At 56.0% G+C, this 16,059-nt stretch carries 14 protein-coding genes; 5 read left to right on the top strand and 9 right to left on the bottom strand.

Going from position 1 to position 16,059, the window contains the following annotated elements; all coding sequences use genetic code 11:
- Positions 1-70 precede the first annotated feature (70 nt).
- Positions 71-505, top strand: a complete 435-nt coding sequence (locus RB602_RS11010) for an acyl-CoA thioesterase (protein ID WP_317080621.1) — start codon at positions 71-73, stop codon at positions 503-505.
- A 195-nt stretch (positions 506-700) separates the two neighbouring features.
- Here RB602_RS11010 and RB602_RS11015 read toward each other — a convergent pair whose 3' ends face one another.
- The 7 genes from RB602_RS11015 to lepA form a co-directional block, all read right to left on the bottom strand.
- Positions 701-1,726 (bottom strand): adenosine deaminase, encoded by a 1,026-nt coding sequence (locus RB602_RS11015; protein ID WP_317080622.1) that lies wholly within the window; start codon positions 1,724-1,726, stop codon positions 701-703.
- Positions 1,726-2,307: a phosphoribosyltransferase gene (locus tag RB602_RS11020; protein ID WP_317080623.1), complete on the bottom strand. Its 582-nt coding sequence runs from the start codon at positions 2,305-2,307 to the stop codon at positions 1,726-1,728. The genes RB602_RS11015 and RB602_RS11020 overlap by 1 nt, the downstream gene beginning before the upstream one ends.
- Positions 2,308-2,311: 4 nt before the next feature.
- Positions 2,312-3,094, bottom strand: a complete 783-nt coding sequence (locus tag RB602_RS11025; RefSeq protein ID WP_317080624.1) for a crotonase/enoyl-CoA hydratase family protein — start codon at positions 3,092-3,094, stop codon at positions 2,312-2,314.
- A gap of 15 nt (positions 3,095-3,109) precedes the next feature.
- On the bottom strand, positions 3,110-3,733 hold the full coding sequence (locus tag RB602_RS11030) for a 2-hydroxychromene-2-carboxylate isomerase (RefSeq protein WP_317080625.1): 624 nt from the start codon (positions 3,731-3,733) through the stop codon (positions 3,110-3,112).
- A 99-nt stretch (positions 3,734-3,832) separates the two neighbouring features.
- Positions 3,833-4,525: a glutathione binding-like protein gene (locus tag RB602_RS11035; RefSeq protein WP_317084510.1), complete on the bottom strand. Its 693-nt coding sequence runs from the start codon at positions 4,523-4,525 to the stop codon at positions 3,833-3,835.
- Complete coding sequence (locus tag RB602_RS11040) at positions 4,518-5,234, bottom strand: winged helix-turn-helix transcriptional regulator (RefSeq protein WP_317080626.1); 717 nt, start codon at positions 5,232-5,234, stop codon at positions 4,518-4,520. Before RB602_RS11040 ends, RB602_RS11035 begins: the two co-directional genes overlap by 8 nt.
- Before the next feature lie 112 nt (positions 5,235-5,346).
- Positions 5,347-7,152: a translation elongation factor 4 gene (lepA, locus tag RB602_RS11045; protein ID WP_317080627.1), complete on the bottom strand. Its 1,806-nt coding sequence runs from the start codon at positions 7,150-7,152 to the stop codon at positions 5,347-5,349.
- A 193-nt stretch (positions 7,153-7,345) separates the two neighbouring features.
- Between lepA and RB602_RS11050 the strand changes: the two genes are divergently transcribed.
- From RB602_RS11050 to RB602_RS11065, 4 genes are all read left to right on the top strand, one after another.
- A complete protein-coding gene (locus tag RB602_RS11050; protein WP_317080628.1) occupies positions 7,346-9,373 on the top strand; it encodes a GMC family oxidoreductase N-terminal domain-containing protein in 2,028 nt (675 codons plus the stop codon).
- A 108-nt stretch (positions 9,374-9,481) separates the two neighbouring features.
- Positions 9,482-10,573, top strand: coding sequence for a beta-propeller fold lactonase family protein (locus RB602_RS11055; RefSeq protein WP_317080629.1), 1,092 nt, complete (start codon positions 9,482-9,484; stop codon positions 10,571-10,573).
- A 76-nt stretch (positions 10,574-10,649) separates the two neighbouring features.
- The gene (locus RB602_RS11060; RefSeq protein ID WP_317080630.1) at positions 10,650-12,374 is read left to right on the top strand and encodes a PHA/PHB synthase family protein; all 1,725 of its coding nucleotides are present in this window, start codon (positions 10,650-10,652) and stop codon (positions 12,372-12,374) included.
- Between the two features lie 226 nt (positions 12,375-12,600).
- Positions 12,601-13,458, top strand: coding sequence for an alpha/beta fold hydrolase (locus RB602_RS11065; RefSeq protein ID WP_317080631.1), 858 nt, complete (start codon positions 12,601-12,603; stop codon positions 13,456-13,458).
- 187 nt (positions 13,459-13,645) lie between these two features.
- Here the strand turns inward: RB602_RS11065 and RB602_RS11070 are convergent, their stop codons facing one another.
- Positions 13,646-14,599 carry a glycerophosphodiester phosphodiesterase family protein gene (locus RB602_RS11070; protein WP_317080632.1) on the bottom strand — a complete coding sequence of 318 codons (954 nt, stop codon included), beginning with the start codon at positions 14,597-14,599 and terminating at the stop codon, positions 13,646-13,648.
- 516 nt (positions 14,600-15,115) lie between these two features.
- Positions 15,116-16,018, bottom strand: a complete 903-nt coding sequence (locus RB602_RS11075) for an alpha/beta fold hydrolase (protein ID WP_317080633.1) — start codon at positions 16,016-16,018, stop codon at positions 15,116-15,118.
- Positions 16,019-16,059: the final 41 nt, after the last annotated feature.

Raw genomic sequence — 16,059 nt, forward strand, 5'->3', positions numbered from 1 at the left:
ATTCCGCCTAACGCCTGAAGGCGAAAGGCTCCATATCCTTCTCCCCTCAAGGGAGAAGGAGGAGAACCATATGCCCAAAGCCGAAAGCTGGCAGCTAACCCAAGCCAACTATCCCTTTTCACACTCCACCGAGACTCGCTTTGCCGATCTCGACGTGCTCGGGCATATCAACAATGTGAAAATGGCCGGGCTGTTCGAGCATGGTCGCGGGCTGTTCAACCATTCGCTGAAATCAGAACGGCGCAAGTCCGGGCAACGCTGGCTAATTGCGGCAGTTAGCATCAACTATGTCGCCGAGGCGTTTTTTCCCGAGCATATTACGATCACCAGCGGGATCAGCCGCATCGGCTCTTCAAGCTGGGATATCGCATCCGGCGCGTTTCAGGCGCATGGCTGTGTTGCTACCTGTATCACTACCATTGTGCTGACGGACAAAAATGGTCCGGTGCCCATAACTGACGAACTACGCGCCGAGTTTGAGAGCCTGCTGGTGAACCGGACTTAAACTGCGACCTCTCCCATTGACACTGCGAAGGCGGGGATCAGACTTCTTATTTTTAACTCACGCGGAGACGCGGAGGCGCGGAGAGACTTGCATAAAGTATCAAGTCCTCCGCGCCTCCGCGTCTCCGCGTGAACAAATTTAGCCCTGGCCCCGCCTTCGCGGGGCCGACGACATGGTTAGATTCGTGTGAGAATATTACGCAGCATATTCTGAAACCGCCGCCACATGCCGTTCCTTATCGACCTCATCCAAAAATGACCCGGTAAAGCTGTTCCTCGCCAATGTCAGCAGATGGTCGCGATCAAGGTTCAGCGCCTCGGTAACGGCACGAAAATTATCATTCACATAGCCGCCAAAATAGCTCGGATCATCGGCATTGACCGTCGCCTTTATACCATGGTCGAGCATTGTCTTGATCGGATGGTCGTGAATATCATCGATAACACAAAGCTTGAGATTGGAGAGCGGGCACACAGTCAGGCACATGCCCTCATCCGCCAGCCGCGTGATCAGTGTATCATCCTCCAGCGCACGGTTACCATGATCGATCCGGTCGACTTTCAGCAGGTCCAGCGCTTCATGGACATATTCGGGCGGGCCTTCTTCGCCGGCGTGCGCGACGACTTTTAAACCCAGCTCGCGACATTTGGCAAAGACGCGCTCAAATTTGCTGGGCGGATGGCCAACTTCAGAGGAGTCCAGTCCGACGCCATCAATCTTCCCAAGATACGGCATTGCTTCTTCCAGTGTAGCAAAGGCGTCTTCTTCCGACAGATGCCGCAAAAAGCACATGATCAGCCGATAGCTGATACCCAGATCGCGCTCACCATCGGCCAGTGCGCGGGTAATCCCGCTGATCACCGTCTCAAACGCGACGCCGCGCTCGGTATGGCCCTGGGGGTCAAAGAAAATCTCGACATGGCGCACATTGTCCGCCTTGGCGCGCTGCAGATAGGCCATGGTCAGGTCGTAAAAATCCTGTTCCTCGATCAATACGCCCATGCCCTGATAATAGATATCGAGAAAGTCCTGAAGATTGGAGAAATCATAGGCGACGCGAACCTCTTCGACCGAAGCGAACGGGATATCCACCTTGTTGCGCTGCGCCAGCGCGAACATCAGTTCCGGCTCTAATGAGCCCTCAATATGCAGATGCAATTCGGCCTTGGGCAGGCCAGCGATAAAAGCGTCGCGTTCTTCAGAAGAAGCAAATCCGGTCATTATGTGTCCTTCAGGATGATATCGGCATCGGCCTTGTGCGCCGCGATTTCGGCAGAGGTCAAGCCTATCAGTTCATGCGGGAAGATCAGCCATTCCTCGGTCTCGTGCACATAGAAATCGGGCACGAGATCAGTCTCGTTGCGCGAGGGCTTATAGTAGACCGTCGCCACCCGGGTCTCGCGCGGCATGTTGTAGCGACAGCGCTTGGAAAGCTCGGCAATCAGGGCTTCAATACTACGCCCGGTGTCGAACACATCGTCGATCAGCAGCAGCCGATCATCCGGCCCCAGCGTATCGATCAGATAGCCAAGCGCAAACACACGCACCCCTGCCCGCCTTTTGTCGATGCCCATATAGGAGGACGTGCGAATGGCGATATGATCGCTCTCCTGCCCGTGAAATTCCAACAGCTCCTGCACCGCAATGCCCACCGGCGCGCCGCCCCGCCAGATGCCCACCAGATGTGTCGGCGCAAAGCCGCTCTCCAATATCTGCATACCCAGCCGATAGGAGTCGCTGAGCAGCTGATCGGCAGAGATATAGATTTTGTCGTCGGGCGTGACCGAAGGGTTGGTGGCCATGGGATCAGTCGACAAAATTCGCGGCGCGCTTCTGCATAAACGCCATGACCGCCTCAACCTGATTGGGGGTGCGGCCGATTTTCTGTTGTTCCTCGGATTCCATCATCAGAATCTCATCCGCCGTCATATCGGGCAGTTTGTTTATCAACCGCTTCGATGCCTGCACCGCATCGGGGTTACGGCTCGCAATCTCTTTGGCCAGCGCCATCGCGTCTTCATGTGGGTTTTCTGAGAGATGCGTCACAAAACCCAGTTCCTTGCCCTCTTCGCCAGAGAAGATGCGGTTGGTATAGGTCAGCTCGCGCAACACATCATCGCGGACAAAGCTGCGCCATGTGGTGAAACTGCCCATATCGGGGATCAGGCCCCAGCGCATTTCCATGATCGACAGTTTGGCATCAGGGGTGACAAAGCGGATATCCGCCGCACTCGCCAATTGCAGGCCACCGCCGATACAGGCGCCATGCACCGCGGCGATCACCGGCGCGGCGATCTGGCGGAATTGCAGCACAACATGTTGATAGAGATTGGCATTGCCATGGGAGCGTTCGATCAAGCTGCTGGTGGTCGCCGGTTCGGTAAAGCTCGCCATATCGAGACCGGCGCAAAAGCCCTTGCCCTCGCCCGACAGCACCACTGCGCGGATGCCGTCCATCGCCGCCAGCGTATCGCCGACTTCGGCAATCGCTTCAAGCTGCGCCTTGTCCAGCGCATTGAGCTTGTCGGGCCGGTTGAAGCGGACATCGGCAATATGATCGGCAACGGAAATGGTGACGCGTTCTGACATTTTCGGGAATCCTCTTTATGATGCGCTGGCGACCCTAATCGCCCGTTCGACCAGCGGCAACTGGTCATTGCCAAAATACATATCATCGCCATTCACAAAGATGGTCGGCGAGCCATAGCCGCCGCGCTCGATCAGTTCCTCGGTGGTAGCGCGGAGTTTGTCTTTGACTGCCTGATCCTGTGTCTGGGCAATCAGCGCCGGGCCGTCCAGACCGCGATTGCTGGCAATGGCGCTGAGGACATTGGGATCGTCAAGATTGCGCTGATCCGGCCCGAAATAGGCATCAAAACAGCCCTTGGCAAAGCGATGCAGTGCCTGCTGATCGTCGGCCAAGGCGGTACAGGCGCGCATCGCATGCACCGAGCGCACCGGGTGCCAGGGTGACGGGAAATGCATCGGCACGCCCGCCAATGCAGCCCAGTCTTTCAGCGACTTGCCATAATGCCGCATCTTTGGCCCGGTCATATCCTCGCGGCTGGCATAGACCGCCTGATTGACCGCATTAAACACTCCACCAACGAGAATCGGTCGCCATGTTATCTCCGCGCCGGTGTCATCGAGTATCGGCTGGATATTGTGGAAGGCCAAGCAGGTCCATGGCGATGAAAGGTCGAAGAAAAACTCCAGTTTTGCGGTCATGTAATTATCCTCTCTTCCGTTCGTCTCGAGCGTAGTCGAGAGACCTGTGTTTCTGGCCTGATGTCTCGACTTCGCTCGACATGAACGGGTTATGCTTGCTCAATCCTTCAACCCAAATAAATGCTTCCGCGCCTCGGCATCTTCCTGAGGATTACGATTGAGCGCCTCGCGCCCCAAAGCCATGCCGCGCCGCAACTCCGGACGCTCTTTCAACGCATCATACCAACGCCGCACATTTGGAAAGTTGCCAGCCAGATCAATCCCCTGCCGCTTATAGGTCTGCACCCATGGGAAACACGCCATATCGGCAATCGAATAATCCGCGCCCGCAACATGTTCATTGTCTGCCAATTGCCGGTCCAGCACACCATAAAGCCGCTCGGTCTCGCGGCGGTATCGGTCAATCGCATAGGGAATTTTCTCCGGTGCATAGAGCGCGAAATGGCCATGCTGGCCGAGCATCGGCCCCAGCCCGCCCATTTGCCACATCAGCCACTGGATCACGCCATAACGGCCACCAGGATCGGTTGGCAAAAACTGGCCAGTCTTTTCGGCGAGATAGAGCAGGATCGCCCCGGTCTCGAAAATCGACAGCGGCCCTTCCCCGCTTTTTGGAGCATGATCGACCAATGCCGGGATACGGTTGTTCGGGCTGATCTTCAGAAAATCCGGCGCAAACTGCTCTCCGGTGCCGATATTCACCGGCTTCACGTTGTAGGCCAACCCGCACTCTTCAAGCATGATCGAGATTTTCCAGCCGTTCGGCGTCGGCGCGAAATAGAGGTCAAGCATGGATGACTCGGTTTCTGACATGATTTTGCTCTCCTATAGGCCCGCTTGATGCATGATCTCGCACCAAAGCATAGCCCTGCCCCTCCACGGTATGCAGTATCGGCGTGATAAAACCCTGTTGGAGCTTTTTGCGCAAGCGATAGATATGCACCGCCAGTGCATTGGTGCAAGGGTCAAAGCTCAGATTGAAGATCACCGCGTGCAGTTCCTGCTTGGGTACAGGGCGACCGTCAGCCTTTGCGAGATAAGCCAACAGCGCAAATTCCCGGCGCGTAACAGTTATGGCTATGTCCTCACGCCACAATCTCTGCTGCATGTGGTCGAAATGCAATGTGCCATATTGCGTTATGCTTTGGTGACTTGCGACCAATGTCTTGTAGAGGGCGAGTATCCGCTCGGCACGCGCCCGTGCTTCCAGACTGTCCATATCCGGCGGCAACACCTCATCGGCACCCGCACGCAACACACCAACGCGGTCTGCCGCCCGCGCGACATTCGCCACGATTATGGGACGGGGCCGCAGCTCTGCATCGCCTGCGCGCAGCCAATCAAAGGCGTGGCTGCATAGGCTTCCATCGAGAACCACGAGCCGCGCTTCGAGCGGTAATGGCTGCCGCCATTCCAAGTCTATCAGCTTGTCGCGAGATGCCAGATCACACAGCCATTGCGGCGCGCCGATACCTTCATCTGAAATCCAGCAATATGCCAAGCCATGCCCCTGCGTTACATGGCTTTACCTTCGATAACATCACTCAATTGGGAAGCCTATCACTTCCCTCACTACATCCATAATGGATGTAGTTTTGCGTTAGCTATGACGCTTAGTTATCATCCCCCATCTTCAATGCCGCGATAAACGCTTCTTGGGGGATGGCGACATTGCCGTATTCGCGCATCTTGGCTTTGCCTTTTTTCTGCTTTTCCAGCAGCTTCTTCTTGCGGCTGATATCGCCGCCATAGCATTTGGCGGTAACGTCCTTGCGCATCGCACTGATGGTTTCGCGGGCGATAACCTTGCCGCCAATTGCGGCCTGCACCGGAATTTTGAACAGGTGGCGCGGGATCAGGTCTTTCAGCCGCTCGCACATATGCCGCCCTCGTGCTTCTGCAGCATCGCGGTGAACAATCATACTCAGCGCATCAACCGGCTCTGAATTGACCAGCACATTCATCTTCACCAGATGGCCAGCGCGGAGGCCGATCTGCTCATAGTCAAAGCTGGCATAGCCGCGGCTGATCGATTTCAGGCGATCATAAAAGTCAAACACCACTTCATTGAGCGGCAGTTCATAGGTCACCTGCGCGCGGTCGCCGACATAGGTTAGGTTCTTCTGGATACCGCGCCGGTCCTGACAGAGTTTCAAAATGCTGCCGAGATATTCATCGGGGCAATAGATCACCGCCTCAATCCATGGCTCCTCAATCTCAGCGATCTTGACGACATCGGGCATATCGGCGGGATTGTGCAGATGGATTTCCTCGCCATCGGTCATGGTGACTTTATAGACCACCGACGGCGCGGTGGTAATCAGGTCAAGATCATATTCGCGGGTGAGGCGTTCCTGAATAATCTCCAGATGCAGCAGCCCGAGAAAGCCGCAGCGGAAGCCCTGCCCCAGCGCAGCGCTGGTTTCCATCTCAAAGGTGAAGCTGGCATCATTCAGCCGCAGCTTGGAGATGCTCTCGCGTAGTTTCTCGAAATCGGCAGCATCCACCGGGAACAGGCCGCAGAACACCACCGACTGGACTTCCTTAAAGCCCGGCAGCGGTTCGTCCGCACCGTTTTTCACCGTGGTGATGGTGTCACCGACAGCGGTCTGACTGACCTCTTTGATCTGCGCAGTGATAAAGCCGATTTCGCCCGGCCCCAGCTCTTCGAGATGCTCAATCTTGGGCCGCATACAGCCGACGCGATCGACCAGATGCTCGCTCCCGGCCTGCATAAATTTGATGCGCTCGCCTTTTTTGAGCATGCCATCCATCACCCGGACAAGGATGACCACGCCGAGATACGGATCATACCAGCTATCGACCAGCATCGCCTTGAGCGGCGCAGCGCGGTCGCCAGAGGGCGGCGGGATTTTGGTGACGATCTGCTCGAGAATATCCTGAATGCCAATGCCCGATTTGGCGCTGGCATGGACGGCTTCATCCGCAGGCAGGCCGATAATATCCTCAATCTCGGCCTTAACCCGTTCGGGGTCAGCGGCGGGCAAGTCGATCTTGTTGATCACCGGCAAAATCTCATGGTCATGCTCGATCGACTGATAGACATTGGCGAGAGTCTGCGCCTCAACCCCTTGCGCCGCGTCAACTACCAGCAATGCGCCCTCACACGCCGCGAGTGAACGCGACACCTCATAGGCAAAATCGACATGTCCCGGCGTGTCCATCAGCGACAATTCGTAGGTCTCACCATCCTGCGCGGTGTAATTCAGCCGCACCGTCTGCGCCTTGATGGTAATGCCGCGCTCCTTCTCGATATCCATATTGTCGAGCACCTGCGCCTCCATCTCACGCTCGGTAAGGCCGCCAGTATATTGGATCAGCCGATCCGCCAGCGTGGATTTGCCATGGTCGATATGCGCGATAATCGAGAAATTACGGATTTTGGATAGGTCGGTCATGTACGGTTTCTAGAACATTGTGACGGGCAGCATAGCCCTTTTCCCAGCAGCGGTTAGCAGCGTCAGCGCCATGTGTCAGCAGGAAAGGCATGCACCGCCCGCACAACCGCGATTTAAGCCCTTAATCAAACCGTTACACCATGTTAGACGTGGAAACAGATTCTCTTCGGGTCGCTACTGAGGAGATGTAGCGATGGCCAAAAAGCCTTTTAATGACGCCCAGGTGGAGATCTGGAAGAAGTTCACCGAGACGCTGTTTCATGGCACCCATATGGCCATCACCCCCCAGCAGGTTGTCGACAATCTGCAGGTGATGTTTGCCGAGATGCACGGGGATAAACCATGCGAAACCGGCCTTTCGCTTTATGTTATCTGGCTCGCGCTGGGCGGACCGTTTTTCCATTTTGCCAGCCCGACTGCACGCAAACGCAAATTTGAGAAAAAGCTACAGAACCGGCGGGTTGATCTGTTTCAGGATTTCGCCCGGATACGCGGGATTATCTATGCCGGTTATTATGGTCATTGGCTTGGCGGCGAGCATGGCAGTGAGGAAGACAACGCCGATAATCCGGTGCTGAAGAGTCTCGATTTCACCCTGCCAACCGCGCGACAACGTGCGGGCGCGCCACAAGACCCGCCGGTGGTGGAGGAAACGTCTGGCGATCTGCCGCCTTCCGTTTTCTTCGATAGCAGCACTGTGCCTGCTGAAGCCGAGGTGATTGTCATCGGATCAGGCGCAGGTGGTGCGGTGGCCGCGGCCAATCTGGCTGCAAGCGGTTATAAGGTACTGATTCTTGAGGCCGGTGAGCATTTCCCGGCCAGCCGGATCACCACCCATGAAAAAATCATGTCATCCAACCTTTATCGCGACGGCGCGATCCAGACGACACGCAACCGCGATATCATCGTGTTTCAGGGACAGGTTGTCGGTGGTTCGCCAGTCATCAATAACGGCATTGCGCTGCGGGCAGCCCCACATCATGTGCTTCACCCACAAGCCGAAAACGTGCTGGACATATGGGCGAGTCTTGGTGCGCCTGTAAGCAGAACAGATCTGGACACCAGCTATGACCGTGTTGAAACGCGCCTTGATATCAAGCCAATTGCCAAGCGTTTGGGCCGCAATAATGGTACCCATCTGATCCGCGCCTGGAATGCCTATAAGCCTACATCCAACGATGCGCTGGACCAGGATGCAGTGCTCGAATGGTTCAGCAAAAACTGGGGCGCCTATGGCACAGATCGGGCCTGTGTCTCGGCTGGCTATTGCAATACCGGCTGCCCCTATGGTCGAAAAAATGCGCCGCCCGAGACATGGCTTGCCGATGCCACCAAAGCCGCCACCCCGGCCTATATCGTGACCGAATGCGAGGCTGAGGAAATCCTCTGGGACGGTCGCAATGATGCAGGTGAACGGATCGCCAATGCCGTGGCGGTGAAATTCCGTGACGGCACCCGCAAAGCCATCCGCGCCACCAAAGGCGTGGTTGTCGCTGCTGGCACCATCGCCTCATCCAATATCCTCGATGCCAGCCGCATAAAGGGCACGGGTGAAGGCATATCGCTCAATATCGCCTGCCCTGTTCCGGCGCTTATGGAGAAGAGACAGAACGCCTGGGATGAGGACCAGATGGCGACTTATGTCGATCGCGGCGATTTTCTGATCGAAAGCCATTTCCAGCCGCCCATGAGTATGTCGACACTGGTCCCCGGCTGGTTTGAGGAACATTATCAGCGGATGCGCAACTATAGCAGGCTTGCCTCTGCCGGTGTGCTTTTTCCGGCGGACCGGCTCGGGGAGCTCAAAAACGGCAAGCTCGATTTTCATCTTGATGACCATACGCTCAACACGCTCAAGCGTGCATTGGCAACGCTGTCCAAAGTGCAACTCGCGGGCGGAGCGCTGGAAGTCTATCCAGCATTGCTGCGTGGACAGACGCTTTGGAAAGGCATGGACAATGATGCCGTTGATGCATTTTTTAGAGACAATATCAAAGAAGCCGATGACGTCGTGCTGTCCTCCAGCCATCCGCATGGCGGCAATGCAATCAACAGCGATCCCAAAAAGGGCGTGGTTGATCTCGACCAGAAAGTGCATGGCACAAGTAATGTCTATGTCACCGATGCCAGCGTGATGCCCAGCTGTATCCGCGTCAATGCGATGCTGACCACTATGGCGATGGCGGACCGGGTGACGCATGGAAAGCGGATCTTCGGCTGACATTTCGGCTGGCAGGGTTTTACCAAAAGCTGACGCGCGCGGCATGTTGTCGCAATCGCTACGGAGCGCTAACTGTGGCAAATAGTGTTCAAGATTTCGGAAAATGCCATGATCCGCAATGCCCTCCTCCAATGGCGCAATCTCCGTCTTATTATGCCTTTGCTGTTGGCACCTTTGCTGGCTGCATGCGGCGCGCAAGCGAACCAGCCGGATAGCCCCGCCCAAGCTGATGCATCGATAACCGGCACGCTGGTCGTCGGGAACAAAGGCGAAGATACGGTCAGCTTTGTTGATCTCGCCAGCGGAGAAGAGATCAAACGCGTCGAAACCGGCCCGCAACCGCATGAGGTGGCGATATCGCCCAATGGTCTTTTCGCCGCAGTTGCTGCTTATGGTGGTGAGACAATCGATATATTCTCAATAAACGATGTTAAAGTGCTCACCGGACGTCGGCTAGCGCGTATCGATCTTGTTCCGAATACACGACCTCATGGCGTCTTATGGCTTTCTGACAACCTCATCATGGCTACGACCGAAGGTTCAGATACCCTCACCACCATCACCTTTCATGATTGCAAATCCAACGAAGATTGTCCGGCATTCGTACACTCGGTTAGTGCCGTTCCCACCGAAAATGCAGGAAGCCATATGCTGGCGGCCAGCGCTGACGGCAGCATGGCCTATGTCGCCAATCTGCAATCCAAGAATGTCAGCGTCATCAATGTAACCGAGGGCAAACACATCAGCGATCTCGTAGCCGGCACCGAACCGGAAGGCATAGCGCTCAGCCCCGATGGCAAAGAGCTATGGGTATCGGCACGCGGCAGTGACGAAGTGTTCGTTTTTGACACCGAGACGCTTGAGCAAAAAGCCAAGATCGCATCGGGTCGCTTCCCGCTGCGCCTCGCCATTAGCCCCGATGGCAAATATGCGGTGACCTCCGATCTGGTCGATGGCGGCGTCAGTGTTTATGATACAGCCACAAAGGAACGGGTGCGCTCGATAACCGTTAGTGGTGAGCGCGAGGCGGCTCAGGTGACGGTAATCTTCTCACCCGATGGCAAGCGGCTCTATCTGGCGGAAACCGGACAGAACACGATCGCTGAGATAGACTTTGCCAGCGGCAAGCTGCTGCGTCGTTTCGCCGTAGGGGAAAAGGGCGACGGCCTGGGCATGAGCCCGATTGCAATCACACAGTAGCAATTCCGAGGGAATCGGATAAAGACCAACACATAGAACAGACAAGCGCAACAGCGCGACATAAAGGGAGAGAGATATGAGCGAACAGGCCACCCCCAATTCGGGTCCACGCACATTGGTAGACGAAGCGGCACAATCCACCACAGCGCTTGGCCCGTTAATGGGACTGGCACGCGAGGATTTTGTTGGCGCGATCAGCCTGTTGCTGCGCGAAACCGCCAGCGACCCGGCGCGCACCATGCGCCATGCCCAGGCTTTTTCCGAAGATGTGGTGAAAATTTTTACCGGCAAGTCAGAGCTTTCGCCGCATCCCAAGGACAAGCGCTTCATGGACCCGGCTTGGCAGTTCAACCCGTTCTTCAAGGCGGGCGCGCAATATTATCTTGCCGTTCAGAAGGGTATGCAGCGCTGGATTGAGGATCTGGAGCTCGACGCGCTGGAAAAAGACCGCGCCAATTTCATTACCAATATCATTATTGACTCTCTCGCCCCGACCAACACCCTGATCGGCAACCCGATGGCGCAGAAGCGGGCGATTGATTCAGGCGGCTTATCGCTGATCAAGGGCCTGAAAAATGCTTATGACGATATGGTCTATAATGATGGCATGGTCAGCCAGGTCGACAAAAAGCCGTTCGAGCTGGGCAAGAATGTCGCCACCTCCAAGGGCAATGTCGTCTATCGCAACGATATGATGGAGCTCATCCAGTACGCGCCGACCACCGAGAAGGTGTATGAGACGCCGCAGCTGACTATCCCGCCGCAGATCAACAAAATGTATATTAACGATCTCAGCCCGGAAAAATCGGTGGTCAAATGGCAAGTCGATAACGGCATCCAGACCTTCGTCATCAGCTGGCGCAACCCGGAAAAGGAACACGGCATCTGGGATATGGCCGACTATATCGCCTCGTGCAAAGAGGCGATTGACGTGATTTGCGAGATTACCGGCTCTGACAAAGTCAATGTCTCCGGCGGCTGTTCAGGTGGCCAGACATTGGCGATGCTGCTCTCCAAACTGGCCTCAGAGAAAGACACGCGTATCGGCGCGGTGACGCTGATGGTCTGTGTCCTCCATCCCAAGCAGAATGACATCGAGGCCGGATCGCTTATGAGCGAGAACAGCCTCGAACTCGCCAAGCAACGCGCCTCACGGCAGGGCGTAATCGAAGGGAATTCGCTGGCGCGCGGCTTCGCCTGGCTGCGTCCCAATGACCTGATCTGGAACTATGTCATCAACAATTATCTGATGGGTGAAGACCCGCCAGCGTTCGACGTGCTGTTCTGGAATGCCGATGCCACCAATCTCTCGGCCAGCCTGATGGGCGATTTCCTCAACATCTTTGAAACGCTCGCTTTCGTCAATCATGGCGAGGTGGAAATGGTCGATCACAAGGTTGACATCAGCAAGGTCGACAATGATCTGTTTATCCTTGGCGGCGTTACCGACCATATCACGCCATGGCGCGCCTGCTATCGCTCGACCCAGCTGTTCGGCTCAAAGAATATCGAATTTGTGCTGTCGCAATCAGGCCATATGCAGGCGATTCTCAACCCGCCGACCAACCCCAAGGCGAAATATTTCAAGACCAAGGGCAATACCCCCACCAAGCAGAAAAAACCGCCTGCCGACGTCGATAAATGGCTGTCAGGGACCGAAGAGGTCAAAGGCAGCTGGTGGCCCTATTGGATGGAATGGGTACAGGCACGCTCCGGCAAGGAGATTGCCGCGCCCACAACGCTGGGCAGCAAGGCCAATCCACCCAAAGAAGCGGCACCGGGGCTGTATGTGCTTGATTGATTAAGGATCGGCCTAGTTTACATTAAGTCGTCATTGCGAGGAGCGAAGCGACGCGGCAATCCAGAGCAGCGCGAGTGGTTCTGGATTGCTTCGCTACGCTCGCAATGACGCGCTCTTATCTAAACGGAAATAGACTTCAGATATCAAAAGCAGACTTCGACAAAACCGACCCAAGCGTGTATAGGAACCCAAAGTCAGTCCAACGGGACGCAATAACGGAACATTTATGGCAAAGATCAAAGACCCGATGCACGGTGCCGATGTCACCATGGAAACAGTGGACGGCAAGGAGTTACGGGTAGCACGCTGGCGCTTTGATGCGGGGCTGGATTTGCCGCCGCTGCTTTTCTTCAACGGCATTGGCGCCAATATGGAAGCCGTTGCCCCCTTTGCCGAAATGCTGACCGAGCGGCCGTTTATCACGCTGGATATGCCCGGCGTCGGTGGCTCGCCCGATACGCTGGTGCCCTATAATGCGGTGTGGATGTCGCGCATCGTCAACAATATTCTCAATGACTATGACGTTGGCGAAGCCGATGTCATGGGCGTCAGTTGGGGCGGCGCGATGGCGCAGCACTTCACGTTGCAGAACTCGGCCCGGGTGCGCAAACTGATCCTGGCGGCGACCACCGCAGGCATGTTCATGGTCCCGGGCAAGATGTCAGCATTGACCAAGATGGCCAATCCGCGCCGCTATATCGACCCGGACTATATGAACGAGAATTTTGCCACGCTTTATGGTGGTAATACCGATGGCAAGAAGGGGCATTCCAGCCGCCTGACGCCGCCCAGCCGGCTCGGCTATCTCTACCAGTTGCTCGCCTTTGCCGGATGGACCAGCGCGCCCTTCCTGCCGATGATGAACAAGGAAACGCTGATCATGATGGGTGGCGAGGACAATATCGTTCGCCCGATCAACGGTACTATTCTCGAAACGCTGATCCCCAACAGCAAAATGCACCTGATCGAGGATGGCGGCCATCTCTTCCTGCTGAGCCATCTCGACGAATGCCTGGAAGCGATCCGCCAGCATCTCGACGGCCCGCCACGGCATGAGAAGATGCCGACGGAGGAAGCGGCTTAGGCGCGCTTTGTTCTGACCTTCCGTTCGCCTCGAGCGAAGTCGAGAGGCCCTAGTAAGTGGAGAACGGTGTCTCGACTTCATTGCTTGGCAATGAAGTTTATCCTGAGCGCCTGCCTTGGCAGGCAGTCGAAGGGCTCGACACGAACGGTTTATTGCCGTTTACTTTTTGTGTGCCAACACAGCAGTCTTAATCTAACGACTCCCGACTCACTCCACATTGTCCCGCTTCGGGCAAACGCCCTGCGTCAGCAAGCGCCCGGGCCGCGGCGCGGGGGCGGTCGGTGGCGATGATATCAACGCCGCGTTCGCCCAATTCGGCATAGCGGGCATCAATGCCGAAGCGGTCGAGTTGTTTGTCTATCGAGCGTGACCCGCCCAGCGTGCCAAAAATGACCTCCACATCCGCCTTGTCCAACTCGGCATAGAGATTGGGGCGCGGCAGCCTTATACCAGTAAAGGCGACAATAGCCTCACGCGCTATGCCTGCAGCTTCGGCTTCTGCGAGTGCGCCGGGACGCTCTATCGAGAGCGAAATCAGCATCTCCGGCGCCAGATCATGCAGCTTCTTTGCAGCCGCTACTGAATAGGCAATCAGGATCACATTTTGCGCCATCTCCTCGGCGCGGATCATGGCGATCACATCTTCATAGGGTGCGGACCGCTTGAAATCGATCTGCATCACGGTGCGCCCTTTGGCCCAGCGCAATGCGTCCTGCAGCTTTGGCACGGCATAGGGCGTCACCCAGCCATCGGCATCCTTCAGCTTGAGCGCGGCTATGCTGGCCCAATCCTGCGCTGCAGCCTCGCCGTTGCCGGTGGTGGTGCGGTCCAGCGTGTCATCATGCATCAGGAACAAAACCCCGTCGCTGCTGGCCGCGACATCGACTTCCATAATTGCAGGTGTGGCGGCGAGCACTGCATCCATAGTTTCAATCGCATTTTCCGGCAGACCCGGAGACGGCCCGCCACGATGCGCCGAGATAAGCGTGCGTTCTTCGCCCTCAAGGCAGTCGAGGAAGGCGGACAGGTCTCCCTCAATCGACAAAGTCCAATGCCCCTGTGCCTGCGCCGCGACAGGAGACGATAGCGCAGGCAAAGCAAGCACGCAGACAATGGACAATGCAGAACGGGGAAAGGGCATGGTCTACTCCGAAGATGCTGAAAGAGGAGAAACGGGACTAGCCGTTGGAAAGTGTCAATTTGTCTTGACGAAGGTTACAAAAGTTGCGCTCAAAAACCGCTGAAATGCGTGGATGGTGTTGGATTTGTACTGGGATAGTCCATGGCCATTTGAAGTGGGTCTTCCAAGAAGGCAAATCTCATAGCCAAACAATCTTATCAGTAATGGGAGCTGAAGGACACAGTCACTTTATTAGGTTTAGGGTCAGGATCATTTACGTCTCTATATTGATTTTCGTCGGCCCCGCGCAGGCGGGGCCAGGGCTATATTTTCGCGCAAAGACACGAAGAGATCGTGCGTTACAAGAACTCTCTTTGCGCCTTCGCGTCTTTGCGTGAGTCAAAAAAAGCCTAGGCCCCGCCTGCGCGGGGCCGACAAGATAACCAGAATGCAATTGGAATAGAGATTCAGCGGATTCAGGTAGGTCCTGGCCCTACGCAAAAGACATATGGATGTTTGCGTCATGCGCCATGATAATCACCCCAGCCAATCGCGCACAATCGCATTGACCTTGTCCGGCGCTTCCTGCTGCACCCAGTGGGAGACATTGGGTAGGCGATGCAGCGTCAGATTGGGCACCCATTGATCGGTGTCATTGGTGCAACGAATATCAATCGCGGCATCCTCTTCACCCCAGACCATCAGCGTTGGTATCTCCACCCGGCCATCGCCGATCTCGCGAAAATCGGGGTAGCGCATCAGCGCGCGATAATAGTTGATCATCGGTGTCGCGGCTCCGGGCTTTGCCGCAGCGCGAGCATAGACATCCAACACATCATCGCTGAAATGCGTCTTGTCGATCGCCATATTGTAGAACACGTCACGAACCTTGGCCGCACCATTGCGGCTCAGACCCCATTCGGGCAGGCCGGGGATTTGGAAGAAAAAGATATACCAGCTCTTTTTGATCTGGTGCCAGTGCCTCAGCTCTCGTCGTGATGCCAAAGGATGCGGCACATTCATGATGATCAGCCGCTCCAAAGGCCGTATCTTTTTGATCGCAAAATGCCAGGCAACAATCGCGCCCCAGTCATGCGCCATCAACGTCACTTTCTTCGCGCCGCTGGCATCGATCAGCGCCGCCACATCCTGCACCAGCGTGTCCAGCCGATAGGGCTCAACGCCTTCGGGCTTGGACGACATGCCATAGCCGCGCATATTCGGTGCCCAAACGCGATAACCCATCTCCGCCAGCATCGGCATTTGATGCCGCCAGCTAAAATTGAGCTCTGGAAAACCATGCAGGCAGAGCATGAGATGCTCACTATCCGCCGACCCCGTCTCGGCCAGCTCAAAGCGCAGACCATTGGCCTCGATAAAGCGGATGGTGATGCCGCTGTCCGCCGCCGGTTGCCAACTGGTTGTAAAACTCTCGCCCATAGCCGCACCACCCTTTAATCGATCGCTTAATTCTGTTACTC

Origin of the sequence: Parasphingorhabdus sp. SCSIO 66989, assembly GCF_032852305.1 — a bacterium.
Lineage (GTDB): Bacteria > Pseudomonadota > Alphaproteobacteria > Sphingomonadales > Sphingomonadaceae > Alterisphingorhabdus > Alterisphingorhabdus coralli.